The sequence below is a fragment of the Paenibacillus sp. NPDC058177 genome, from assembly GCF_042883835.1.
Taxonomy (GTDB): Bacteria; Bacillota; Bacilli; order Paenibacillales; family Paenibacillaceae; genus Paenibacillus_AQ; species Paenibacillus_AQ agri.
In genome coordinates, this window is sequence record NZ_JBHVVB010000006.1 from 41,178 (window position 1) to 65,359 (window position 24,182).

20 protein-coding genes and 1 tRNA gene are annotated in these 24,182 nt (G+C 47.3%); 1 reads left to right on the forward strand and 20 read right to left on the reverse strand.

Annotated features, from left to right (window positions below; all coding sequences use genetic code 11):
• Positions 1 to 13: 13 nt before the first annotated feature.
• The 20 genes from ACFVU8_RS21845 to ACFVU8_RS21940 all read right to left on the reverse strand — a co-directional run bounded on the left by ACFVU8_RS21845 (position 14) and on the right by ACFVU8_RS21940 (position 23,927).
• Positions 14 to 1,135, reverse strand: coding sequence for a glycosyltransferase family 4 protein (locus ACFVU8_RS21845; protein ID WP_387430177.1), 1,122 nt, complete (start codon positions 1,133 to 1,135; stop codon positions 14 to 16).
• Between the two features lie 3 nt (positions 1,136 to 1,138).
• A complete protein-coding gene (locus ACFVU8_RS21850) occupies positions 1,139 to 2,020 on the reverse strand; it encodes an NAD-dependent epimerase/dehydratase family protein (RefSeq protein WP_387430179.1) in 882 nt (293 codons plus the stop codon).
• Positions 2,017 to 2,649, reverse strand: a complete 633-nt coding sequence (locus ACFVU8_RS21855; RefSeq protein ID WP_387430181.1) for a sugar transferase — start codon at positions 2,647 to 2,649, stop codon at positions 2,017 to 2,019. Before ACFVU8_RS21855 ends, ACFVU8_RS21850 begins: the two co-directional genes overlap by 4 nt.
• Positions 2,650 to 2,740: 91 nt before the next feature.
• On the reverse strand, positions 2,741 to 3,796 hold the full coding sequence (locus ACFVU8_RS21860) for a copper amine oxidase N-terminal domain-containing protein (RefSeq protein ID WP_387430183.1): 1,056 nt from the start codon (positions 3,794 to 3,796) through the stop codon (positions 2,741 to 2,743).
• Positions 3,789 to 4,454, reverse strand: a complete 666-nt coding sequence (locus ACFVU8_RS21865) for a hypothetical protein (protein ID WP_387430185.1) — start codon at positions 4,452 to 4,454, stop codon at positions 3,789 to 3,791. Before ACFVU8_RS21865 ends, ACFVU8_RS21860 begins: the two co-directional genes overlap by 8 nt.
• A gap of 32 nt (positions 4,455 to 4,486) precedes the next feature.
• Entirely contained in the window at positions 4,487 to 6,319 is a 1,833-nt protein-coding gene (locus ACFVU8_RS21870) for a polysaccharide biosynthesis protein (RefSeq protein WP_387430187.1), read from the reverse strand.
• 41 nt (positions 6,320 to 6,360) lie between these two features.
• Positions 6,361 to 7,050: a CpsD/CapB family tyrosine-protein kinase gene (locus tag ACFVU8_RS21875; protein ID WP_175370302.1), complete on the reverse strand. Its 690-nt coding sequence runs from the start codon at positions 7,048 to 7,050 to the stop codon at positions 6,361 to 6,363.
• Positions 7,031 to 7,813, reverse strand: a complete 783-nt coding sequence (locus ACFVU8_RS21880; RefSeq protein WP_175370303.1) for a YveK family protein — start codon at positions 7,811 to 7,813, stop codon at positions 7,031 to 7,033. The genes ACFVU8_RS21875 and ACFVU8_RS21880 overlap by 20 nt, the downstream gene beginning before the upstream one ends.
• Before the next feature lie 87 nt (positions 7,814 to 7,900).
• Positions 7,901 to 9,946, reverse strand: coding sequence for an S-layer homology domain-containing protein (locus ACFVU8_RS21885; protein WP_387430189.1), 2,046 nt, complete (start codon positions 9,944 to 9,946; stop codon positions 7,901 to 7,903).
• Between the two features lie 104 nt (positions 9,947 to 10,050).
• The gene (locus ACFVU8_RS21890) at positions 10,051 to 10,833 is read right to left on the reverse strand and encodes a tyrosine-protein phosphatase (protein WP_387430191.1); all 783 of its coding nucleotides are present in this window, start codon (positions 10,831 to 10,833) and stop codon (positions 10,051 to 10,053) included.
• A gap of 100 nt (positions 10,834 to 10,933) precedes the next feature.
• Positions 10,934 to 11,521, reverse strand: a complete 588-nt coding sequence (locus ACFVU8_RS21895; protein ID WP_387430193.1) for a non-ribosomal peptide synthetase module — start codon at positions 11,519 to 11,521, stop codon at positions 10,934 to 10,936.
• 83 nt (positions 11,522 to 11,604) lie between these two features.
• Positions 11,605 to 12,261: a ribosome biogenesis GTP-binding protein YihA/YsxC gene (gene yihA / locus ACFVU8_RS21900; protein WP_387430195.1), complete on the reverse strand. Its 657-nt coding sequence runs from the start codon at positions 12,259 to 12,261 to the stop codon at positions 11,605 to 11,607.
• 47 nt (positions 12,262 to 12,308) lie between these two features.
• Positions 12,309 to 14,639 (reverse strand): endopeptidase La, encoded by a 2,331-nt coding sequence (gene lon / locus ACFVU8_RS21905; protein WP_387430197.1) that lies wholly within the window; start codon positions 14,637 to 14,639, stop codon positions 12,309 to 12,311.
• A 175-nt stretch (positions 14,640 to 14,814) separates the two neighbouring features.
• Complete coding sequence (lonB, locus tag ACFVU8_RS21910; protein ID WP_387430199.1) at positions 14,815 to 16,524, reverse strand: ATP-dependent protease LonB; 1,710 nt, start codon at positions 16,522 to 16,524, stop codon at positions 14,815 to 14,817.
• A gap of 400 nt (positions 16,525 to 16,924) precedes the next feature.
• The gene (locus tag ACFVU8_RS21915) at positions 16,925 to 17,596 is read right to left on the reverse strand and encodes a hypothetical protein (RefSeq protein WP_387430201.1); all 672 of its coding nucleotides are present in this window, start codon (positions 17,594 to 17,596) and stop codon (positions 16,925 to 16,927) included.
• 606 nt (positions 17,597 to 18,202) lie between these two features.
• Entirely contained in the window at positions 18,203 to 19,327 is a 1,125-nt protein-coding gene (gene ispG / locus ACFVU8_RS21920) for a flavodoxin-dependent (E)-4-hydroxy-3-methylbut-2-enyl-diphosphate synthase (RefSeq protein ID WP_379470202.1), read from the reverse strand.
• Positions 19,328 to 19,431: 104 nt separating this feature from the next.
• The gene (gene clpX / locus ACFVU8_RS21925; protein ID WP_175370312.1) at positions 19,432 to 20,688 is read right to left on the reverse strand and encodes an ATP-dependent protease ATP-binding subunit ClpX; all 1,257 of its coding nucleotides are present in this window, start codon (positions 20,686 to 20,688) and stop codon (positions 19,432 to 19,434) included.
• Between the two features lie 12 nt (positions 20,689 to 20,700).
• Positions 20,701 to 21,291 carry an ATP-dependent Clp endopeptidase proteolytic subunit ClpP gene (clpP, locus tag ACFVU8_RS21930; RefSeq protein WP_066376827.1) on the reverse strand — a complete coding sequence of 197 codons (591 nt, stop codon included), beginning with the start codon at positions 21,289 to 21,291 and terminating at the stop codon, positions 20,701 to 20,703.
• 317 nt (positions 21,292 to 21,608) lie between these two features.
• Entirely contained in the window at positions 21,609 to 22,937 is a 1,329-nt protein-coding gene (tig, locus tag ACFVU8_RS21935; RefSeq protein WP_175370313.1) for a trigger factor, read from the reverse strand.
• A gap of 96 nt (positions 22,938 to 23,033) precedes the next feature.
• Positions 23,034 to 23,927, reverse strand: coding sequence for a hypothetical protein (locus ACFVU8_RS21940; RefSeq protein WP_387430203.1), 894 nt, complete (start codon positions 23,925 to 23,927; stop codon positions 23,034 to 23,036).
• Positions 23,928 to 24,098: 171 nt separating this feature from the next.
• Between ACFVU8_RS21940 and ACFVU8_RS21945 the strand changes: the two genes are divergently transcribed.
• Positions 24,099 to 24,172 (forward strand) — tRNA-Arg (locus ACFVU8_RS21945).
• Positions 24,173 to 24,182: the final 10 nt, after the last annotated feature.

Below are 24,182 nucleotides of genomic sequence, written 5' to 3' on the forward strand. Positions count from 1 at the left end.
AATAAATTCATAATCATTTCCCGCTCAAACTTGCCTCATATATACTACTCATAGATTGAAGAGCAATCTCTATAGAGTAGTTCTCTCTAAGTCTCATGTTGTGTTCCTGATAGTCTTCTTTTAAGTCTTTTGACAAGTATAACTTTTCAACCATTCTAATAATTTGCTGGATATTATTTTTCTCAAAAATAAAACCATTTCTCTCATTACTAACTAAGTCTCTATTTCCACGGGAATTAGAAACTATAAGGGGTAAACCCACTGCTATAGCTTCCATGATATTTACAGGAAGTCCTTCTTGCCTAGAAGAGGAAATTGCTATATCTGATAATATCATTAATTTATTTATATCATTACGATACCCTAGAAACTTAACGTGTTCCTCTACTAGAAGTCTAGAGACTAGTACTTGATACTCTTCTAATTTATCGCCATTTCCAACAAGTAATAGTCTTATATTCGGTATCTTATTTTTCAGTAAAGAAATACTTTCAATTAATAAATCCTGATGTTTTCTATGACTTAACTCACCAACATATATTAAAATAAAGTCATTCAAATCATAACCATACTTAGCTCTCTCTTCTTTCTTTGCTTCTACTGTTTGAGGTCTGAATTTATCTAAATCTATTCCAACTCCATTAATTAACTTCACTTCATGTGCTTTAAATTTCTTTTTAGCTAATCTATAGTCTTCATTATTAATAGTTATCAAACAATCAGTGTAACGTGAAAGCCATCTTTCAATAGGGTAAAAAAATAACCAATTCACTACAGGAGCTCCTTTGAAAAAATGGAACCCATGAGCGGTATATATGATTTTGGTTCCATGCTTCCTATGTTTCCTAGCAGCAATTCTAGTAATTACCGCCCCCATAGGAGTATGGCAATGAATCAAATCAAACTTGTGAGAGTTTAAAATTCTCTTTAATTCTTTATAAGCCTTTAAGTTATCTAATTGAAAAGGTGATCTTGCAAAAGATATATTATACTTGAAATCTGTTGATGGAATTTCTGTTGTTCCGTTACTTGCTACATGAACTTCAAATCCATTATCTTTAAAATATTTTAAATATGGAGTATGAAAATTCATAATATGGCTATCTACTGTTGCAGTGAATAATACTTTCTTCATGTTTTATGCACCATCTATTTCAATTTTTTTAACAGAATGCTCTAGATCACTGAGACAATAATCATATTCGTCGTGTAATGAAATGGTAAGATCATATTGTAAATTCCCAAATAGCTTTCTTATTACAATAACTTTGTTGCCTATTATATTTATAGGAATAGATAATATTTTCGAAAAAAGTATTTTTTTATTATTGGCACACGATATCAAATAAACTAATTCCTTAGTAGATACTAAATCTTTATTCTGGGGAAAAAAAATCCCCTCTTTAGTACTGTTGATCAACCATCGTATAAATTCTGATAGGTTATCTATAAAGATCATACTTCTCATATTTTCCACTTCCGGAAAGAACGGCGTTTTCATAACCAGCTTCCTTAGACGCGCATAATTTCCAGGACAATCTTTCCCATAAATCATAGGAGCTCTTATTATAGATATTTTAAAGTCACTTGAGTTCATTTTTAATATAGATTGCTCAGCTTCTAGTTTACTTCTCCCATAATAAGAAGTTGGGTTGCAATGAGTATCCTCATTAATAATTACATCTTTTCCAATATACCCTTCAAGCCCATAGACTGACATACTACTCATAAAAAGGAATTGTCTTACTCCATCTTGTTGAGCCTTTTTGGCAATAGATATAGCCAGATCTCTATTCACACTAAAATATAAATGCTCATTTTCTGGAAGCTCTCTTTTGTGGACAACAGCAGCAACATGTATTATTGCATTATATTGAGAGAAGTCATGTTCTTTCCAATACTCATCCCTCACCGATAACTCTTCCACCTCATACTGGTCAGGCCACTGCTGTACCCATTTCTTAAAATTAGTTCCTACATAGCTGCCCTTACCTGTTATTAGTATTCTCTTTTTTGTCATTCTAGTGAGACCCCTTTTGTTACTGATGATGCATCCGAGTCAGTTGCCCCTTCTCTTATACCTTCAGATTTAAGAACACTGAATACCGTCGATAAAAACACCTTAACATCAAATATAAAAGATAACTTTCTTACATATTCCCCATCGAGCCTGGCCTTAACTTCATTGGGAATCTCATCCCGCCCATTAATCTGCGCCCAGCCTGTCAATCCAGGCTTGATATCATTCGCTCCATACTTATCTCTTTCAGCGATCAAATCATATTGATTCCAAAGCGCGGGTCTCGGCCCGATAATACTCATATCGCCTTTCAGGATATTAATAATTTGAGGCAGCTCATCCAGGCTTGTTTTTCGCAGGAACTTCCCAATCTTAGTTATGTAATACTCAGGATCTTTCAGCAAATGCGTGGGCATATCCTTAGGAGCATCTGTCCGCATCGTTCGGAATTTTAGGATATAGAACTCACGTTTGTTCTTACCTAACCGCTTTTGCTTGAAGAAAACAGGACCCTTGGAACTCAATTTGATTGCTAAGGCAATGATCAAGAAAAAAGGCCATAACAGGAGCATTCCGATTAAAGCCAGTACAAAATCAATTATTGGTTTTATAAAAGTATAGGGTCGCATTCCTTCACCTGATCCTTATTTCTTTGTCTTTATTCTGTCCCCTACCATCTTCTAAAGACCTGAAGGGGACAGCCTTATTCATCTGTTTAGATTAACCCGCCAATCCTTCCGCCAATGCCATTCCTCGTTTTAAAGTCTCTTCAAAAGCGCTTCTATAGTCGCTGATAATAGCCGTGCTATAGCCGTTCGCGTTCAGTTTTTGTTCAGCATCTGCAATTATGCTATTGAAGGTTGCTCGGAAAGAATTAAGTTGCTGCAAGCCCTTTGCCTTGATGTCCTTTTTCTTCTCGGCATCATCTTTAGCTGCGATGTACTCCATAGCCGTACTGAATAATGCAGATTCACTCTCAGCTTTGAGCGCATTCAGCTTTGTTTCCGTTGCGCTAGTAATGGATTCATAGGAAACTTTATCGCTTCCTGTTCCTCCGCCACCTGTACCGCCGCTACCGCCTGCATTACCTCCTGCTGCGCCTGTTGGAACTGGTGTTGCAGATGGTGCAGTAGTCGCTGTAGGGGATTTAGTGCTAGCAGGCTGATTGGAGCCTGAGTTGTTCTTGCCCTCTTGTTCGTTGACGGCTGAAGATGCCGCGGTAATTGTCTTTGTTTTCTGATCCCAGCTAATAGATTTACCGACAGATTCCGATAAAAAACGTAGTGGTACATATACGGAGCCATTCAGGATATAGCTGGATTGGCCCGCAGGCAATTTCTTGGCTGAACCGCCAAATACATAACTTGCATCGATGCTATTTAAAGTAATATTTTTTGCAGCTGCGGAACTGGCTTGATTGCCAGATGCATTCATCAAGAACTCCTTGATTACAACTAGCTCAGAACTACTTGGTTCAGCTACAGTCACCTTCAGGTTCTTGCCATCCCAGCTCACCGATTTTTGAAGTGCATAAGACATGAAGCGAAGTGGTACATAGGTAGAATTGTTGTACATAAATACATGTTGTCCTGCTGGCGGCTGCAGGGATACGCCGTCAAACACCATTTTCACATCAACAGTCTGTACTTTAATGGAACTAGTCTTGGTTGTTGTGGATGCCGCAGCTACCGAAGCCGGGGCGGATACAGACAATGGCGCGACATTGATTAACACTGCCAGGCTCAACATAACGGCTGAAACTTTTAATTTACTCACTCTTGGTCACGTCCTTCTCTTCTTCGATGACTTGATCACGCGTTTTCCCTTGGCTAACCCCGTATTTCTTGGCGATTTTCGACAGCTCATTGTATTGTTCTTCGCTTACCTTGCCAAGAATAATGCTGCGCGCTTCCTTTTTCTTTTCGACGGTTAAGCCGCCTTGTGCAAGCTCTTGCAGCCGTTTAATATCTGAGGCGCTGAGTTGACCGAGAACAATAGATACGACATCTGCTTTATCTTTCACAGTGATACTCTGTTGAATTTCCTTAGCCTTGTCTTTGGAGACTTCCGCGGTATAGCCATCTTTAGATGTTCCAGTAGTAGCTTTGTCTCCAGCTGAACCTGTCCCTGAAGCACCTTCAGCAGGCTTCTTCGTTGGCGCAGTTCCATTTCCTCCCTCGGAAGGGCTTGCATTAGAAGAGTCTGTTTCCTGTGCTGGAACAGTGTTAGCAGAGTCAGGCACATCTGGTGATTTATCGTTACCTGATCCATCAGCTACAACAGGGTCTTCTGCATCCAGATCAAATCCATCTGCCATGGAATTCATAAGCTTGTCAACGGCATAATTAGCTGCGAATGCGCCACCAACACCTAGTACAATGATTATGGAGAGAGTCCAGAATACAATTTTCTTCCACTTCTTTTTCTTTACCATTATGGGGTTCCCCCTGCTATAAGTTAGATTAGTCAACTAATCGCGGCTTGTGCGACCGGCTGCATGGGGACAATCTGGTTAATGACTTCCCGAATGGCTTCTGGCTCCTCGGGCAGTACACGCTCCAGCCGCTTGAATTCAAGTTCAAGCTGGTTCTGGTTCATAATCTCCGGTTTTCCTATGAAAATCCGGTTATGCTGGGTCGCACCCAGATTCTCTTCATCCGTCAGGAGTTCTTCGTACAGCTTTTCACCTTCACGAATTCCTGAGAACTTAATCTCAATATCTACATACGGCTCGTACCCGGATAGCGTAATTAAATCTTCAGCCAAAGTAAGAATCTTCACCGGTTCTCCCATATCCAGGACAAACACTTCTCCACCTTTGGCAAAAGCCCCGGACTGGATGACGAGTTGCACAGCTTCCGGAATGGTCATGAAATAACGTACCATCTCGGGATGTGTTACCGTTACCGGTCCACCTGCTGCAATCTGCTGCTTGAATGCCGGAATCACGCTGCCTCGGCTGCCTAACACGTTACCGAAGCGCACTGCCGAGAACTTGGTCTGACTCGTCGCACTCAGGCTCTGCACATACATCTCTGCAATCCGCTTGGTCGCTCCCATTACACTGGTTGGGTTCACGGCTTTGTCTGAAGAGATCATCACGAAGCGCTGAGCGCCATATCTGTCGGCACAATCTGCCACGTTGCGTGTGCCGAACACGTTATTCTTGATCGCTTCAGAAGGATTCCGCTCCATCAAGGGAACGTGTTTATGTGCTGCTGCATGAAAGACCACTTGCGGTCTATGACTGCGGAAGACATCCATCATCCGGGTTCGGTCCTGTACATCCGCAATGATTGTAATGATCTGTGCCTCGGGAAAGCTCTTGCGAAGCTCCATCTCAATCGTATAGATACTGTTCTCTCCGTGCCCTAGCAAGAGCAGCTTGTCCGGTGAGAAAGGCAGGATCTGCCGACAAAGTTCTGAACCAATGGACCCACCTGCTCCAGTAACTAATACACTTCTGCCATAGACATACCCCAGAATACCGTTCATATCTGCGACAATCGGCTCCCGCCCCAGCAAATCCTCTACACTGACATCACGCAGCTTCTTGACAGATATTTTACCAGCGATGAGATCATTGAGTGCAGGGATTATCTTCAGCTTGGCTCCTGTTTTCTTGGCAATGTTAATGATTTCGGAAATCTCCTTGCGAGAGACGGAAGGCATAGCAATGATAATCTCATGAATATTTCTTTCCTTCACAATGCTAGGAATAGAATAACGATTGCCCAGGACAGGAATCCCCAATATCGACATATGATACTTATTGATACTGTCGTCGATGAATCCTACTACTTTGCTGTGAGCAAACATTGGGCCCATCATTTCCCGGGCTATAAGTGTACCGCAGTCTCCTGCTCCTACAATGAGGGTATGTGTCTGCGTATCCTTATAGTTAATTCGTTCTCTATGAAACATCCTCCATAAGAAACGCACACCGCCTACCAGAACCAAAATGGTCTCCACCGAACGAACTTCTACGCCAAATGGCACACGTTCCGGTAAAATGATGAAGGCTATGCCGTAAGAGAGCAGCGCCCCTACCAGAATAGCCTTGATGACTGATATGATTTCTCCGATGCTGGCATACTGCCACATTCGCCGATATAAGCCAAAGTAAATCAGGCTCCCGCCGAAGGTTACGGTAGAGATCAGCCCGTATTGATACATTTGAATGTAATATTCCCTAGGCATATCATCATAAAAACGGAACAGATAGGATGTCACAATACTGAACCAGATGATGGCAAGGTCTACGAGGAATAATACAACTATTCTAGTTTTCGCTGTCATTTTCAGTGCCTCCAAAAATAACATTTTCCCTACGACTCTGGTCAATTTCCGTAATAGTAATAGTAATAACCCTCGCTAGCCTTGCGTTTGACGTTATTCAACACGACGCCGAGCATTTTCGCCCCTACCCGATCCAGGCCGGACTTGGCTTTCATCGCAATATCTCGCTTAACCTTGCCGTAGCTGACTACCATAATTACTCCATCGCTCTTGGAAGCGACAATCTGTGCATCGGTCACCGCCAGAAGTGGAGGCGTATCGATAATCACAATATCAAATACTTCACGCATTTCCTGAAGCACGGTGGTCATGCGGTTGGAGGCCATCATCTCAGCCGGGTTCGGCGGAAGCGGTCCTGAAGTGATCAGGGATAGGTTAGGTACACCCGACTCCTGTACTACCTCCTCCAGATCAGCTTGCTTGGACAGTAGAGATGATAGTCCATAGCGATTGCTGAGCTTAAATGTCTTATGGGCGGTAGGCTTACGCAAATCGCCATCAATTAACAGCACTTTCTTGTCAGACTGCGCATATGCGGCAGCCAGGTTGGCCGAAACAGTGGACTTACCTTCTTCCGGACCGGAGGAGGTAATCATAATGATCTGGATCTTCTCATCCACCGAAGAAAAATCAATATTCGTACGCAGCGCGCGGAATGCTTCCGATATAGGCGAGCGCGGGTTGGTAACGGTAATGAGGTGACGTTGTTGATTATTTGGTGACTGTGACATGTTCAAGGTCCCCTGCCTTTCCAGAAGTTTGGACTTGAGCCTGTCTTGAAGTGGGCTTGGCACCATTCTCTTGTCCCACTCTTGTAATCATTGCAATTGTAGGCAGACCCAGATATTTCTCAATATCCGCTTCCGTCTTGATGGTATCGTCCATGTATTCGAGTAGGAAGGCGATGCCTAATCCAATCATCAACGACACTACAAAAGCGATGGCGATATTCAACAACACATTGGGTTCGACCGGTCCAGGTTCAACTGGAGGATTCACTTTAGCTTCATTCAAGATCGATACGTTCTGAACATTGAATAGCGATGGAATTTCCTGCTTGAACACAAGCGAAATGGCGTTCACGATTTCTGCGGCTTGTGTGTAGGAATTATCTCGAACGACAAGTGTCATCACCTGCGTATTGTTGACGGAGCTGACATTAACCTTTTTTAGAAGCTCTTCGGTAGTAATGTTGAACTGCGGATAATTCTTGATAACGGTATCCAGAATAGCCGGTGTTTTGATAATTTCTTTATACGTATTAATCAGTTGAATATTGGTATTGATCTGATTAAGATCAAGCTGCGTCATCGCCGACTGGGTCGGAGTCTGGTTGACGATAATTTTGGTGGATGCTTCATACACCGGTTTCTTGATATACAAGCTGTACACCCCGGCAAGAGCACACACGATTACAACAATACTGACGATCATCCACAGTCTCTTCCTGACGATCCGGAAATAATCGCGAAGATCCAATTCTTGTGATGACAAGTGAAATTACCTCCAAGTTGTTTCTAGAATATCCCAGAGAAGGACCTCCTCTCATCTGCATGAAAGGAGGTTCTCCAATTTACTATATTATTTGAAGTTAATAGTGCGGTAGATAATTACAGCTGCTTCAGCACGAGTAGCTGAATTGTTAGGGTTGAATTTACCAGCATTGCCGATGACCAGATCATGGCTTGCTGCAAAAGCAACGCCTTCCTTCAGAGTAGAACTGATCTTGGCAGCATCACTGAATGCGCTCAGAGCCGACAGCGAAGCTGTGTCCTTGATGTCCTTCACAGATTTCAACGCACGGGAGATCATGGTTGCCATCTCAGCACGGGTAATCGTTGCGTTCGGATCGAACTTGTTATCGCCACGACCATTGATAATGCCCTTCTCAGCAGCAACTGCTACATAAGGTGCGAACCAGTCGTTAGCTCTTACATCGCTGAAAGATTGGGTAGCAGAGCTGTTCTCCAGGTTCAAGCCACGGATAAGCATCTTCGCGAATTCAGCGCGAGTCACGTTGCTCTTAGGAGCAAATTTACCGTCGCCTACGCCTTCAATCGCGCCCTTGGCAGCTACAACTTGAATTTGTCTTCCAGCCCATGCCTGAACACTTGCAATATCGCTGAAGGAGACTTTGTTCTCAAGTACTGCATAAGAAGAGAACGTATCACGCGGTTCTACGATGTAATCTCCGTCAAGTACACCACCTTGGAATTGGAGACTGTTATATACCAGCTTGGTTACGGACAGAAGCTCTTTGTCCAGACCTTCAGTATTTTTCAATGGCAGCTTCAGTGTAATCGGTTGTTTGAAAGTAGTTACGGTTTTACCGTCTACAGTCAATCCGAATTCATATACGCTGGAAGCCAGTTTTAGTTTGGTTACGGAAGTTACGACTGCATCGTCAACATTGGAAACTGTCAGCGCAATTGCAGCATCGAATTGTCCTACAGGAATCGTCACAGTCAGACCGTTGAACGTTACTGCAATGTTAGCGATACCTTTAGCTTTAGCTGCATCGATAATTGCTTTGGACAGTGGCACTTCCACAGTCTTAGCATTCACAGTACCCAGATCCAGGGTCAGTGTCAGATCCTTAGCTTCTTTACCTGCGGCCTTAGCTGCTGCAACAAGTGCGTCAAAGGCTTTCAGTACATCAGCGTCAACCAGCTTCAGCGTAGCTTTGCCGTCAACAATGGATACCAGCTTGGACACATCGTAGACACCGCCGTCTTTAACAACAACTGTAACAGCCGGTGTACCCGGGGAGCTGTCTCCACCACCAGGGTTGCTAGTTCCAGGAGTTCCTGGATCAACAGGTCCACCATTACCCAGGCCAAATGCGCGAATATATGCCAATACTAGTGATTGTACTGCAGGTTTAGCAGATTTAATCTCTGTATTGAAAGTCTTCAAAGTTGCTTTAACATCAGCAGAAGTGATATTAAGGTTGTATACAACTTGACTTACTGTTGCTGCACCGGTAGAGCCAGTTCTAGTGTTCAGGACTTTAGCAATAGCTTCGTTAAACAGTTCTTCCTGTCCAGCAGGATTCGTTGCAATCGCAATCAATTCCTCTTTGGTTTTGCTGCTTACGAGGCTACGAAGTGTCGCTTCCACACCGTTCTCACCAAAGATGAAATCTACCACATCGTCAAAAGTTAAATCCGCAACATTTGCTTTAACTGCAATTTCCTTCAGCAGTTTAATGTTCTCGGCATTCGTGCGAATCTCTTTAATTTTGCTATAATCGCCATCATATACATCGTAGACAACGCTGGATACACCAACAAATGCTGTATACAGTGTATCTTTGTTGTCTGCACTCAGGCCCAGTTTCTCATTGTTAAGGAATGCAGAGAAGATATTTTCAAATTGAGTTGTAGTAATGCTGCTTGCTTCGTTTTGGTAAGCGAGCAAGTTTTTTCTTCCTGCCTCATCAAGCTCGGCATAAAGTTTCTTGATCTTATCCTTCACAGTATCTTGGGTAACTGCTGAAGCCGCCGCTACTCCTGTAAATCCAAGCTGCTTAGCCAGCCCCTCGCTGCTAAACGGAATTCCTGCAAAAGACGCTGCAGCCAAGCTGACTGCCAAAGTCGATACTGCCAGTTTCTTTTTCAAAGTCACTGTTCATCCACCTCTTCTTATGTATTTTTTTAATTGGTACAACTGGAAAAATCATGGTGTCTGCAACCCAATAAAAACCATTCTACCATCATTCCAGCAATTGGTCAGCCCTTTCGGGAAAAAAAAGCGAACAATTTCTGACGCTTTGTTCGTATTTTTACAAAATGCTGTTGAAATACCTGCTCATTCATGACAATTTTCTGCGTATTTTCACGGAAATAGTCGCAGACCTCTACACCCATTTCTGCCTCCAGTTTCCTGTATGCCTCGCTGAGGCCGAACGGGCGGTGCACGCTGTCATGGGCATCGGAGGCGATCATATGCACAGCCCCCATACGGCATAGCTCTAGCGACAGCTTTTGCAGCTTGCTCCCAAAGGTACCCGCGAGACTCTGCGCAGTCAATTGACCCAGCACACCTATTTCAGTCAGTTTTTGCAGTTTGGCTGGCTCTGCCGCAACCTCGGCATTGCGCTCCGGATGTGCAATAATCGGAACGATTCCCTGAATGATCAGTTCATGGCAGACTTCCTCCATGTTGCGGGGGATACGTGAGGATGGCATCTCTAGCAAAAGATAACGGGAACCTGCCAAAGTTAAAAGCTCTCCCTGCTCCAGATCAGCCAGAAGATCACCATAGACACGGACTTCCTGGCCCGGAAGAACGTTAAGCGGGTTCCCGGCCCGCCGAAGTCTCTCATTCAGCTCCTCCACAGCTAGCAGTGTATGGCTTGCAGGGTTCATATATTGTCCGTTGGCATGATGTGGTGTGGCGACTACACTGGTGATTCCATCCGCCAGGGCATCACTCGCCATCGCTAGCGCAGCATCCCAGTCACTAGCTCCGTCATCCACGAAGGGTAAGATGTGGCAATGTATATCTATCATAAGTTCACTATCGGTCCTTTCTTCCTATATCTTTAGTTTTTCGACAAAAAAATACAACCATTTCGCTTGGAAATGATTGTACCTTTCAGTAACACTTTCATTATGCTTCCAATTGGAAAAACCTTGCGGCAGCAGCGCTCAATTCACCATCAATCTCTGCAATCCGGGACAACGATCCCGCGGCATTGCGTGCATCCAGCAGCATATCCACTTGCCGCCTGAGGCTAGCAATCTCCTCTTCTACGAGGTTGGAATGATACATTTTCAGCATTTCCGCAGCCGTATGCTTGTGCTGGTAGATCAGCTTGCTGCCACTAGACGTAATTTCCGAAATTTGGCGGACAGAGCCAGCCACATAGTAATACATCATCGTGAAGCCTTTGTATATTCGGTTCACCGTTCCTGTTCCCTTGTAGGTCACGAACAGCTTGCGGACCGCATTATTCAAATGGGGGTTGACCACCCTGCAGGATAACTTGCAGACATAAATGCTACCTTTGCGTTCAAAGGACAAATGAACTTCCTCTCCACCAGCCTCCTCCAGCACAATCTCCTGTTCTCCGCCGCCGAGCACTTTCACACGGTGACTGATATAACTGGTATCTGCCGAGAGTAGGAACTGATTCATCTGAAATTCCGTCATTTGCAAAGTCGCATTCACATATTCCGTAGCCAGACGCTGAGCCATCTTAATCCCTCAATTCTTGGTAACACTGTTTAGCAAGATTATACAATGAACACGAGCTTCATTCCACATCTACTCTGCACGCTCTACACTTCGGAAGCTTCACCAGCATCCGGCTCTTGAACGGCAGCTTCATCCTCTACCACTTCTTGCTCAGTAGACTGGATATACTCGGCGACCAGTGCCCACAGCTCCTCACGGCCAAGTCCGATTTCCGATGAAAATGGAATGAACAGATCACCAGGCAGTACGCCCAGCTCCTGCTTCATGATCTTGACATGCTTCGGCCAGCGGGTCTTCGGAATTTTGTCCGCCTTGGTGGCCACCACGCAAAGTGGAATGTCATAGTGCTTCAGCCAGTCGAACATCATCTTGTCATTGCTCGTAGGCGGGTGACGAAGATCCACGACGAGCAGAACAAGCTTCAGCGTATCCCGTTCGGCCAAATATTTTTCCACCATTTTGCCCCAGGTCGCACGCTGGGTCTTGGACACCTTGGCATACCCGTATCCTGGAAAGTCCACAAAATACATGTTCTCATTAACTAGGTAATAGTTCATATGCTGCGTCTTACCCGGGGTAGAGCTTGTCCGGGCCAGATTCTTGCGGTTAATCATACGATTGATCAAAGAGGACTTTCCTACATTGGAGCGCCCTGCCAGAGCAATCTCTGGCAAGGCGTCATCAGGGTATTGATCAGGGCCAACGGCACTGATAATAAATTCGGCATTGTTAACTTTCATAGGACTTCCTTTCTAATGCACACTACTTCGTGGCTCACTGCTGATTTTCAGGTCTGATGCTCGACAAGCGCATGATGCAGCACCTGGTCCATATGGGACACCGGCACGAACTCTACATCTTTTTTGACGCTGTCGGGAATTTCTTTCAAATCGCGTTCATTGTCCTTCGGCAGCAGAATCTTCTTATACCCGGCACGATGAGCCGCAAGCGATTTCTCCTTCAATCCACCGATCGGCAGGACACGGCCGCGGAGCGTAATCTCACCAGTCATGGCGACATCCTTCGAGACATAACGTTTGGTCAAGGCAGAGATTAGCGCTGTGGCGATCGTGATACCTGCGGATGGTCCATCCTTCGGAATGGCACCTTCCGGGATGTGGATGTGAATATCATTTTTCTCGTAAAAATCAGGCTCCAGCCCCAGCTCCACCGCTTTCGATCGGGTGTAGCTGAAAGCAGCTTGCGCCGATTCCTTCATGACATCCCCTAGCTGTCCGGTCAGAATCAGTTTGCCAGCGCCCGGAACTACCGTCACCTCAATCAGCAGCGTATCTCCTCCAACCTCGGTCCAGGCCAGACCTGTGACCGTTCCGATCTGGTCCTCTAGCTCGGCCATGCCATAACGGTATTTGGAGGTCCCCAAGTAATCCTTGAGGTCTTCCTCAAGAATGACTACAACTTCCTTCTCTGCCGAGACCAGCTGCTTCGCAGCTTTGCGGCACAAGGCGGCAATCTGCTGCTCCAGGTTACGCACCCCGGATTCCCGCGTATATTCACGGATAATCTTAAGCAGGGTCTCCTCCGGTATGCTCAGCTGATCTTCTTCCAGGCCATGATTCTTCTTCTGCTTCGGCATAAGATATCGACTAGCAATCTGCAGCTTCTCCAGTTCGGTGTATCCCGGAATAAACAGCATCTCCATCCGGTCCAGAAGCGGACGCGGGATGTTGTGCACCGCATTAGCTGTTGTGACGAACATGACGTTGGACAGGTCAAATGGCAGCTCGACAAAATGGTCGCTGAACGTATTGTTCTGCTCCGGGTCTAACACCTCCAGCAGCGCGGCTGAAGGATCGCCGCGGAAATCCGCAGCCATCTTATCGATTTCATCCAGCAGGAAGACCGGATTCGTACTGCCGGCTGTCTTCATGCCTTGAATGATACGGCCTGGCATGGCACCGACATACGTGCGGCGGTGGCCGCGAATCTCAGCTTCATCCCGCACACCGCCGAGCGAGATGCGGACGAATTTGCGATTCAGAGAACGGGCGATCGAGCGGGCCAGCGATGTTTTGCCGACACCCGGAGGCCCTACAAGACAAAGAATCGGTCCCTTGAGCTTCTTGACGAGCTGTTGAACCGCCAGATATTCCAGCACCCGCTCCTTCGGCTTCTCCAGACCATAATGGTCGGCATCCAGCACCTCTTCAGCCTTCACGATATCAAGATCATCCTCGGTCCAGTCATTCCATGGGAGGCTAAGCAGCCAATCCACATAGTTGCGGATTACGCCACCTTCTGCGGAACTGGCTGGCATTTTCTCCAGACGGTCGATCTCCTTCTCGATCTTCTCTTTGACACGTTCCGGAAGATCCTTCTCTTCCATCTGGGCCCGCAGCTCTTCCGCTTCCCCTGCCCGGCCTTCCTTCTCGCCAAGCTCTTTCTGGATCGCTTTCATTTGCTCGCGCAGGTAATACTCCTTCTGCGTCTTCTCCATCTGCTTCTTCACACGCTGGTTGATCTTGCGTTCCAGTTCCAGCACTTCACGCTCATTGTTGAGAATATCGAGCAATTTCTCCAGACGTTTGCGAACATCAATGGTCTCCAGGATCTCCTGTTTATCCTTGATCTTCAGCGCCAAATGACTGGTGATCACGTCAGCCAAACGCCCCGGCTCCTCAATATCGGACACCGCAGCAAGCGTCTCTGGCGTAACTTTCTTGGAAAGTGTGATATAGTGCTCGAACTGATTCAGAACAGTGCGCATCAGGGCATCGCTCTCCTGATCGGCTCCCTCTTCCTCTGGCAGCTCGCGCGCCATTACTTCATAATACTCTTCATTATCCGTATAATGAATGATTTCGGCCCGTTCCACACCTTCTACCAGCACACGGATTGTGCCGTTTGGCAGCTTCAGCATCTGCCTTACGTTGGCGACGGTACCCACCCGAAAAATATCTTCCTGACCCGGTTCCTCAATATTCACTTCTGATTGAGAACAAAGGAGGATTAAATTATCTTCAACCATAGCCTTCTCCAGCGCTTTGACTGACTTCTCGCGGCCCACGTCCAGGTGAAGCACCATGCTTGGGTACACAAGAAGGCCTCTAAGCGGCAATAAAGGAAAACGACGACCTTTCGATTTGTTCTGTATCATCGCTTTCACACCCCCAATGGCTCTCAAGTAATGTCATATGCATTCATTTTAACAAAAGCAGCATCAAAACACCAACGGGCCGCTTTTATGCGGCCTGCCGGTGTTTGCTATGTTTGTACTGCAATCTATTTTGCAAGCTACTGGCGGTGATATTGGATCTGCAAAATAAAAAAATCTACAGATTGGCGCTTTCGCCGGAAGCATCGGCTTTGAGCAGCGAGGGCGCTCCCGAGAACGTTTCCCCGGATACGGCCGGCAGTCTTACATCGGCGATATGTGCGCCGAAGAGGTGACGGAACACTTCCTCAACGGTCTCCACGGGAATGACCCGCAGTGGCGAGAGATCCTCGAACAGGGATTGCCAGTTGTCCTTGGGAATCAAAACCGTGGTGGCTCCAGCCTGGAAGGCGGCTTCCACTTTGGCAATAACGCCACCGACCGGCTTCACCCGGCCATGAATCCCAATCTCTCCGGTAATCGCCACCGTGTTGTCCACGGGCAGCCCCCGGATAGCCGAGACAATTGCCACAGCCATCGCTACCCCGGCGGAAGGCCCGTCGATGGGTGTGCCACCCGGGAAATTAACGTGCAGGTCATAGCGATCCGGCTCCAGGTTCATGGTACGCAGAACGGTCAGGACATTCTCCACCGAGCCCTTAGCCATACTCTTGCGCCGGATCGTGCGGGAGCCACCTCGTGTCTCTTCTTCATCGACAACGCCGGTGATGTTGAGCCGGCCCTGACCACCCGTAGCGGGCGCCGCCGACACTTCAATTTCCAGCAGCGTGCCCATGCCCGGCCCGTAAACAGCCAGCCCGTTGACCAATCCCACCTGCGGAGCTGTGGGAATCTTGCGCTCGGTGCGCAGCGGGAGCTGGCTACTGCTTGCTACCCACTCTACATCAGCCGCGCTTAGGGTTTCGCGCTGCTCCGTCAGTGCAAGACCAGCCGCCAACTGGATCATGTTGACGGCTTCCCGCCCGTTGGTAGCATATTGCTGGATAACGGTGACCGCCTCAGGGCTCGGCTTCAGCCCGATTTTCTGAATAGCATCACGGGCAATGACGGCAATCTCCTCCGGCAGCAGCGGCCGGAAATAGATCTCCATGCAGCGCGAGCGAAGCGCAGGCGGAATTTCCTCCGGCGAGCGCGTTGTTGCGCCTACCAGACGGAAATCGGCCGGCAGGCCATTTTGAAAAATATCATGAATATACGCAGGTGTATTACTGTCTTCCGAATTGTAATAGGCGCTCTCCAGCAGCACCTTCCGGTCCTCCAGCACTTTGAGCAGCTTGTTCATCTGGATGGGATGCAGCTCCCCGATCTCGTCGAGAAACAGAATCCCCCCATGCGCCTTCGTGACTGCACCAGGCTTGGGCTGAGGCACTCCAGCCACACCCATGGCCCCGGCTCCCTGATAGATAGGATCATGCACGGAGCCGATCAGCGGGTCAGCAATTCCCCGTTCATCAAAACGGGCCGTAGTAGCATCAATCTCTGTGAATTTGGCATCGTTTTTAAACGGGGAGAGCACGTTCTTCTTCGCCTCTTCCATCACTACACGCGCTGCGGCCGTCTTGCCAACACCCGGCGGCCCGTAAATGATGACATGCTGCGGGTTCGCACTGCACAGCGCGGCCTTCAAGGCCCGCAGGCCATCCTTCTGCCCGACAATATCTCCGATAGAGGCCGGACGTGTCTTTTCCGATAACGGCTTGGTCAGCGAGACCATCCGCATTTTGCGCAGCTTATCCAGCTCTTTTCGCGATTCCCGGTCTACCGCCGTCTTATTGGTCTTCTGTCCCCGCAGCAGATTCCAAAAATAAACGCCGATAACCAGCGCGAAAAAGAGCTGCACGATCATCAGCAATATACTTAATTCCATAGGTCATCCTCCTGTTCGTTCTGAATACCTCTCTTGCACCCTTGGCTACTACTAGGTAGTATAGCCGTTTCGGTCATTCATAAACGCTCGGAGGAGATGATTTCTCGATGCAGCTCTGCTTTCCGGTTATATCCGTGCCTATTCTATATTTCTTTTGGTCCAACTTGCGATGAAGCACCCGCATTCTGTGTGCGTGAGGTCTGCTTTGATTTCGACTTACTCTAGGGCTACTACCCTTATTTCATTTCAACCAACTTGATTATTCGCAGCTCCGTTTCCTACCGTACCATTAATTCCAATACCATTACCGTAACACCATTATTGACAGACCTGTTGCCCCCATCATTAATCACAGCCCCATGCTTCCCCACTATTAGTGCAGACCTATTACTCCTCACTGTTAATCCCAGTAATAAAAAATTTCACGCCCTAACGCATACTCTACGTTTCGTATCCCCTCTCCCTTTTTCACCGGAACGAGCCAACCCTTGACACTCAATTCTGACAGCAGAGTACGTGCCCGCCTTGAGTCCAATGCAAAAAAATCAGCCACCGTCTTAGGTCGAACTCTTCCTCCTTGCCCTACCACAAAACGCATGATTTCTTTCTCCAGCAGACCCATTCTACCTTCAGGTAAACTTATCGTCTGATGGCGGCTTAATGCTAATCTCAACAGGGTGATACAAAGCTCAGGACGCTGCTCCACATCATCATAAGCAAATGAGAGCACCTGATAGCCCATTCCATACAGAAAAGTTTCTCTGTTCAGCTCATGACTATACTTTTGACGATCCATATCTCTCACGTGCGCCGCGTATCCTTTAATCTCGAACAAAAGCTTGACCGCTCCGGGCAAGTAGGCAAAATCCGCAAAATAAGAGCGCCCCCGCCAGTCCAACACTTCATATTCCGGATGCAAATGGACAAAATCTCCTCTCAGTGGCCACCATACATTCTGAAGAAACAGTTTCTCAGCATGCCCATACCCCCGCTTCAGCCGTCCAAGCCGCTCACCCGAACGTGCAGCTAGATGGCTCGTCAAAAACATTTCTTGCGCTTGCTCATAGTCCATCCCAATTACCTCCTTATTGTAATATAAAAAAACGCCCCGCTTGCGCCGCCGGATCATTCCGGAGTGCGTGCAGGGCGTTCTTCGCCTCTAGCTATCTCGCTATAAAATTAGCCTGAACTTTAAATAAGGACAAAAATGTACCTTAATTCCATTATAATCATGCATATTATTAATATAAGTGCATTTTTGTATCTTATTTGAGACCAAAACTCTCTAATCGGGAATAATGGACAAATTAGAGTACAAAAATGTCCTTATTTCCCATTCACCGCGTTTCTAATCCAAATTAAGGTACAAAAATGTCCTTAATTAGAATGGCGGGGCAGTCTTTAGCAAAGTAAGTATGGGTAGCTACTGCAGACGCGATCAGTTACCGTTAGCGCGGTCAGCTACTGCTGGCGCAGCCGGTTACTGTTAGCGCGGTCAGCTACTGCTGGCGCGATCAGTTACCATTAGCGCGATCAGCTACTGCTGGCGCAGCCGGTTACTGTTAGCGTGGACAGCTACTACTGGCGCGATCAGTTACCATTAGCGCGGTCAGCTACTACTGGCGCGTGCCCCCCTATAGTTACCTGACACCGGCTGAGAAATTTCCCTTTCAGCCTATTATGCCGTTTCAATCGGCCCTAATTGGGCATGCTTGCGGCCGGGGATTTCTCCGGTTCTTTCAAAATGCTCAACGATGACATCGATCTCTTTCTTCAATTCATCGACGAGATCGGCTTCAGGCACTTTGCGGATCATCCGGCCGTAGCGGAACAGCAAGCCTTCTCCGCGCGCACCGGCAATTCCGATATCCGCTTCACGCGCTTCGCCTGGACCGTTAACGGCGCAGCCCAGCACGGATACTTTAATCGGCACCTTAAGCTTGGAGATGTATTCTTCCACTTCGTTGGCAATCGAGAACAGGTCGATATCCAGTCGTCCACAAGTCGGACAGGAAATCAATGTTGCTGCGTTCGAGATCAGACCGAAGGTCTTCAGCAGCTCACGCGCTACCTTCACTTCTTCCACAGGATCGGCGCTCAGTGAAATCCGCACGGTGCTACCAATTCCCATGGAGAGCAATGCGCCAATTCCGGCGGAGCTCTTCACTGTTCCGGCAAACAACGTGCCGGATTCAGTGATACCAAGGTGCAGCGGGTAAGGGATGACTTCTGCCGCCTGGCGATAGGCTTCGATGGCCATCGGCACATCAGACGCCTTAAGCGATACGATAATATCGTGGAAATCCAGCTCTTCCAGAATCCCGATATGATACAAAGCGCTCTCGACCATGGCTTCCGGCGTTGGATAGCCGTACTTCTCGAGCAGGTGATTCTCCAGCGAGCCGGCGTTTACACCAATCCGGATCGGAATCCCTTTTTCCTTACAAGCCTTAACTACCGCTTCAACCTTCTCGCGGCGGCCGATGTTACCCGGGTTAATCCGCACCTTGTCAATGCCGTTCTCAATCGCCATAAGTGCCAGCTTATAGTTAAAATGAATATCCGCTACAAGCGGAATATGAATCTGTTTCTTGATTTCCTTGATGGCCTCAGCAGCTTCTTCATTGTTAACGGTGACGCGCACCAGCTGACATCCGGCTTCCTCAAGCCGCAGAATTTCCGCTACAGTAGCTTCTACATCCGCAGTTTTGGTAGTACACATGCTTTGAATCGCAACCTCGTTATTACCGCCAATAATGACTCCGCCTACATTGACGGGACGGGTCTGGTGTCTCAAGAACATGATTTCTCCCCCATAACGCCAAAGCTCCACCCCTTCGCTCCCGCCAGTGAAGCGGGATAAGCGGAAGAAAGGTGGAGACGATGGCATGTATTGTTAAAGAAGCGTTACGCGCTTTCCTCTTGTTTCTTGTCTTTCTTAACGTTCAATTCCGGCAGAGCCTTCTCTTGAACTACCTGCTCGGTAATGACACAATCCTTGATGTCATCGCGAGAAGGTACTTCGTACATCACGTCAAGCATAATGCTCTCGATGATGGCACGCAGGCCGCGGGCACCAGTATTGCGTTTGATAGCTTCCTTCGCGATCGCTTCAAGCGCTTGTGGCTCGAACTTCAACGCAACGTTATCCATCTCCAGCAATTTGATGTATTGCTTCGTGAGTGCATTCTTCGGTTCGGACAAAATCCGTACCAAAGTCTTCTCATCCAGCGGCTCTAGAGTCGAGATGACCGGCAAACGGCCTACGAACTCAGGAATCAGACCGAATTTGAGCAAGTCTTCCGGCAATACCATGGACAGGTATTCTCCAGGTTTCAGATCTTTTTGACCTTCAGCTGCAGCGTTGAAGCCGATGACTTTTTTGCCGATACGGCGCTTGATCATTTGCTCCAGGCCATCAAAGGCACCACCAACGATGAACAGGATGTTCGTAGTGTCGATTTGGATGAATTCTTGATGTGGATGCTTGCGTCCGCCTTGCGGTGGAACAGAAGCTACTGTGCCTTCAAGAATTTTCAGCAGGGCCTGCTGTACACCTTCACCCGAAACGTCACGGGTAATGGACGGATTCTCGGATTTACGTGCCACTTTATCAATTTCATCAATATAGATAATACCGCGTTCGGCTTTTTCCACATCATAATCGGCCGCCTGGATCAGCTTCAGGAGAATATTCTCCACGTCCTCACCAACATAACCGGCTTCTGTTAAAGAAGTCGCATCGGCGATAGCAAAAGGTACGTTAAGAATCTTCGCCATAGTCTGTGCCAAGAGGGTCTTACCGGAACCTGTCGGACCAAGCAATAGAATATTACTCTTCGTCAGCTCGACATCTTCCACCTTGCTCTGACTGTTCACACGTTTATAGTGGTTGTATACCGCTACCGACAGGGATTTCTTAGCTTGCTCCTGACCGATAACATATTGATCAAGAATATCGCGAATTTCCTTCGGTTTCGGAATATCCTTCAGATCCAGCTCTTCCTCATGACCGAGCTCTTCTTCCACGATTTCCGTGCACAGCTCGATACATTCGTCGCATATATAAACGCCAGGTCCGGCTACTAGTTTGCGTACCTGTTCTTGCGATTTACCGCAAAAAGAACATTTCAATTGTCCTTTTTCATCATTAAACTTAAACATCTAACCACCCCTTTAAGATTTGATCGGTGAAGTGAGGACCTGGTCAATAAGCCCGTATTCCTTTGCTTCTTCCGCGCTCATGAAGTTATCGCGGTCGGTATCCCGTTCGATTTTTTCAAGGGGCTGACCTGTGCGATCTACATAAATTTGATTCAGCTTCTGTCTGGTCTTAAGAATCCAGTCTGTGTGAATCCAGATATCGGAAGCCTGGCCTTGAACGCCGCCCAGCGGTTGGTGAATCATAACCTCGCTGTTAGCAAGCGCAAAACGTTTACCCGGCGCACCTGCCGTCAAGAGCAGCGACCCCATACTTGCGGCCATGCCCACACAAATCGTTGAAACATCCGGTTTGATGTGCTGCATCGTATCATATATACCCATGCCGGCTGTTACAGAACCACCGGGTGAATTGATGTACAGGTGTATGTCTTTTTCGGGGTCATCCGCAGCCAGAAACAGCAACTGGGCGATAACCAGATTGGCGACATCATCGTCAATCGCATTGCTCAGGAAAATGATGCGGTCCTTAAGCAACCTGGAATAGATATCGTATGAGCGTTCGCCCCGACTTGTAGATTCCACAACCATTGGTACCAGACTCATGTCACCAACCTCTTTTCTCTGTATAGATTAGTCTTTCCGTTTCAGAAATATTTTAACACGTTCAAGGCGCGATGTCATTTTTTCACTGCCGTGGTCCATTACAATGCTTAAGTGTATGACATTACCTCGCAATTATATCCGTATTGACAGGGTTTCATAACCGCATCCCGAAGCTTCTGAGAATTATAATCTCTGACAGGCAGTGAAAAACATGTCATATGTAAAAAATAAGGCACGTAGCTAAATATACGTGCCTTATCTTCTGTGTATGAAGGCCTGCTAACAGGCCATTATAGGTAGATCAGTCCGCGCAGGAATTACTCAGCGCTTTTATCTTCAGCTGCTTCTTCAGTAGCTTCTACTTCTACGCTGCTCTCAACAAGCAAATCAATGGTTTTGCGCAGGGAGAGCTCTTCGCTCAAGCTGCCCAGGGAACCGTTCGCTGCAAGAATGCTGCGGATTTCCTCAGGAGTACGTTTGAAGGATTCAGCCATAGTAGCCAGCTCTTGGTTAACTTCTTCTTCGGACACTTCAATGTTCTCTTGCTTCGCGATAACTTCCAGAACCAGGTTGTTGCGAACGCGTTTTTCAGCATCGCCCTTCATTTGGTTTTGCAGGTCTTCACGAGTTTGGCCGGAGAAGCTCAGGAACATGTCCATGTTCATTCCTTGTTGACGAAGACGGTTGTCGAAATCGCGAACCATGTTCTCAACTTCGCTAGCGATCATCGCATCTGGAATTTCAACTTCAGCGTTAGCTGCAGCTTTATCAACAACAGCGTTCTCACGAGCGCCTTTCAGTTCATCCGCTTTACGGGATTCTAGTTGTTTCTTCAGGTCTGCTTTGTACTCATCCAATGTATCGAATTCACTTACATCTTTAGCGAACTCATCATCCAGAGCTGGAAGCTGTTTGCGTTTGATTTCGTGCAGCTTCACTTTGAATACAGCAGCTTTACCTGCAAGGTTCTCAGCATGGTAAGCTTCAGGGAAAGTTACTTCAACATCTTTGAAGTCTCCAGTGCCCATGCCTACAACTTGCTCTTCAAAACCTGGAATGAAGGAATTGCTTCCCAGTTCCAAGGAATGACGCTCAGCTTGTCCGCCTTCGAATTGTACGCCATCAACAGAACCGTCGAAATCAATCACGGCGATGTCGCCCAGAGCTGCTGTTTCGTCTTCAACGACAACCAGCTCGGCATGACGCTCTTGCAGACGAGTCAATTCTGCATTCAGCTCATCTTCTGTAACTTCAGCTTTTTGAGCTGGAACTTCCAGACCTTTATATTGACCAAGGACTACTTCTGGTTTCACAGTGATTTTCGCTTTGAAAATGAAGGATTGACCTTTAGCGAATTGCTCGATGTCCACTTCAGGACGGTCTACAGGGAAGATATCGGTTTGTTCAACCGCTTCACCGTATGCTTCAGGAAGAAGGATGTCAATTGCATCCTGGTACAGGCTTTCTACGCCAAAACGGGATTCGAAAATCGGCCGTGGCACTTTACCTTTACGGAATCCAGGCACGTTTGCCTTCTTTACTACTTTATTAAAAGCTTTGTCGAGTGCTGCAGCTACACGGTCTGCTCCGACTTCGACTTCAAGAACGCCAAGGTTCTTCTCTATCTTTTCCCAAGTTGCTTTCATGTTATACTTTCCCCTCCAAAAATAGGTTCACAAGTTTACTCAAATATTCACGCAGTTCACGCACAGAATAACCATTATATTATATACAACATCACTTCATTTATCAAGTAGAGAAGTCTTTACAAATCCTTTCAGAGTGCGGTACGCTCCTTCAAATTGAAAGCGCATGCTGTCTGTGATCCCGTACATGGCCCGGGTTTCCTCTTCCTGCCTAGCGCCGTTCAGGCTCTCGGAGACCATCTGGTGCAGCGCCCCGGCCCATATGTCCAGCATGGCGTACTCGCCTTCCAGCAGCGTCCGGTAATCTCTGGAGCCATAGATAGACATCACAAACTGTCCCCAGAGCTCCTGGGCAAAATAATACAGCGTAGGCTCATGTACCTCGGCCTGCTCAGCCACTCGTTCCAGGACCTGACTTATCTGCGGCGGGAATTCCTCGTTCTGTAGCGGCACACTCTCGATCTCGACTACGGCCGTCTCCTGGCCCCGGACCAGATGGATGCTTCCCTGGGCGCCACGCCGGCGCAGCGTCTGCAGCGTGCGGAATTGCAGGAGTGGATGGACATTGTTCTGCTGAAGCCAATGACTCAGTGCCTCATCGATTCCTTCTCCTTCCAGATAGGAGAGCTGTTCCAGCGCCAGAATTGTCGATTCGGACAGTGGTTCTTCCATAATTTTTCTCAGTAACTTGATAGGGTAATCAGCATCTTCCTCCAGCTTGGATCTCGCCAGCACCCGGGCCATATCCTCTTCCTGGAGCTCTTCCTCTTCTTGCCGGGAACTGTTGTCCGATTCTCCGCTGCCGGAGGCATAAGGAAAAGCGGCCACCAGCCAGTCGAGCAGGGACTGCCATTCCTCATAGTGCCGCTCTTCCTGTCCCTGGCACTGCAGCAAAAACCGCAGCAGCTCCATTGCTTCCCCGTAACGCTCACTCTCCAGCATGACTGTCAGCTGAATCTGGTAATAATCCAGCGTGCGCGGAAATAACACGATATTGTCTTTGGCAGGGGAATTTGATTGTTTAATGAGGGCACCTCCTTTTTTTCAAAACGATATCTTGGTTGATTATAGCATATCCTTGGCCACGTTTAAAAAAACCGCTTGAAAAACACTCTTATGTATGATAACATAATTTTTGCTTGCTTTTCACTCATTAGACGTGTCCCGGTAGCTCAGCTGGATAGAGCATGCGCCTTCTAAGCGCACGGTCGGGGGTTCGAATCCCTTCCGGGACGTCATGCAGAA

Coding starts and splice junctions, on each gene's coding strand:
- ACFVU8_RS21845 (WP_387430177.1), bottom strand. CDS start 1,135: ATGAAGAAAGTATTATTCACTGCAACAGTAGATAGCCATATTATGAAT.
- ACFVU8_RS21850 (WP_387430179.1), bottom strand. CDS start 2,020: ATGACAAAAAAGAGAATACTAATAACAGGTAAGGGCAGCTATGTAGGA.
- ACFVU8_RS21855 (WP_387430181.1), bottom strand. CDS start 2,649: ATGCGACCCTATACTTTTATAAAACCAATAATTGATTTTGTACTGGCT.
- ACFVU8_RS21865 (WP_387430185.1), bottom strand. CDS start 4,454: ATGGTAAAGAAAAAGAAGTGGAAGAAAATTGTATTCTGGACTCTCTCC.
- ACFVU8_RS21870 (WP_387430187.1), bottom strand. CDS start 6,319: ATGACAGCGAAAACTAGAATAGTTGTATTATTCCTCGTAGACCTTGCC.
- ACFVU8_RS21875 (WP_175370302.1), bottom strand. CDS start 7,050: ATGTCACAGTCACCAAATAATCAACAACGTCACCTCATTACCGTTACC.
- ACFVU8_RS21890 (WP_387430191.1), bottom strand. CDS start 10,833: ATGATAGATATACATTGCCACATCTTACCCTTCGTGGATGACGGAGCT.
- ACFVU8_RS21895 (WP_387430193.1), bottom strand. CDS start 11,521: ATGGCTCAGCGTCTGGCTACGGAATATGTGAATGCGACTTTGCAAATG.
- yihA (WP_387430195.1), bottom strand. CDS start 12,261: ATGAAAGTTAACAATGCCGAATTTATTATCAGTGCCGTTGGCCCTGAT.
- lon (WP_387430197.1), bottom strand. CDS start 14,639: ATGATACAGAACAAATCGAAAGGTCGTCGTTTTCCTTTATTGCCGCTT.
- lonB (WP_387430199.1), bottom strand. CDS start 16,524: ATGGAATTAAGTATATTGCTGATGATCGTGCAGCTCTTTTTCGCGCTG.
- ACFVU8_RS21915 (WP_387430201.1), bottom strand. CDS start 17,596: ATGGACTATGAGCAAGCGCAAGAAATGTTTTTGACGAGCCATCTAGCT.
- ispG (WP_379470202.1), bottom strand. CDS start 19,327: ATGTTCTTGAGACACCAGACCCGTCCCGTCAATGTAGGCGGAGTCATT.
- clpX (WP_175370312.1), bottom strand. CDS start 20,688: ATGTTTAAGTTTAATGATGAAAAAGGACAATTGAAATGTTCTTTTTGC.
- clpP (WP_066376827.1), bottom strand. CDS start 21,291: ATGAGTCTGGTACCAATGGTTGTGGAATCTACAAGTCGGGGCGAACGC.
- tig (WP_175370313.1), bottom strand. CDS start 22,937: ATGAAAGCAACTTGGGAAAAGATAGAGAAGAACCTTGGCGTTCTTGAA.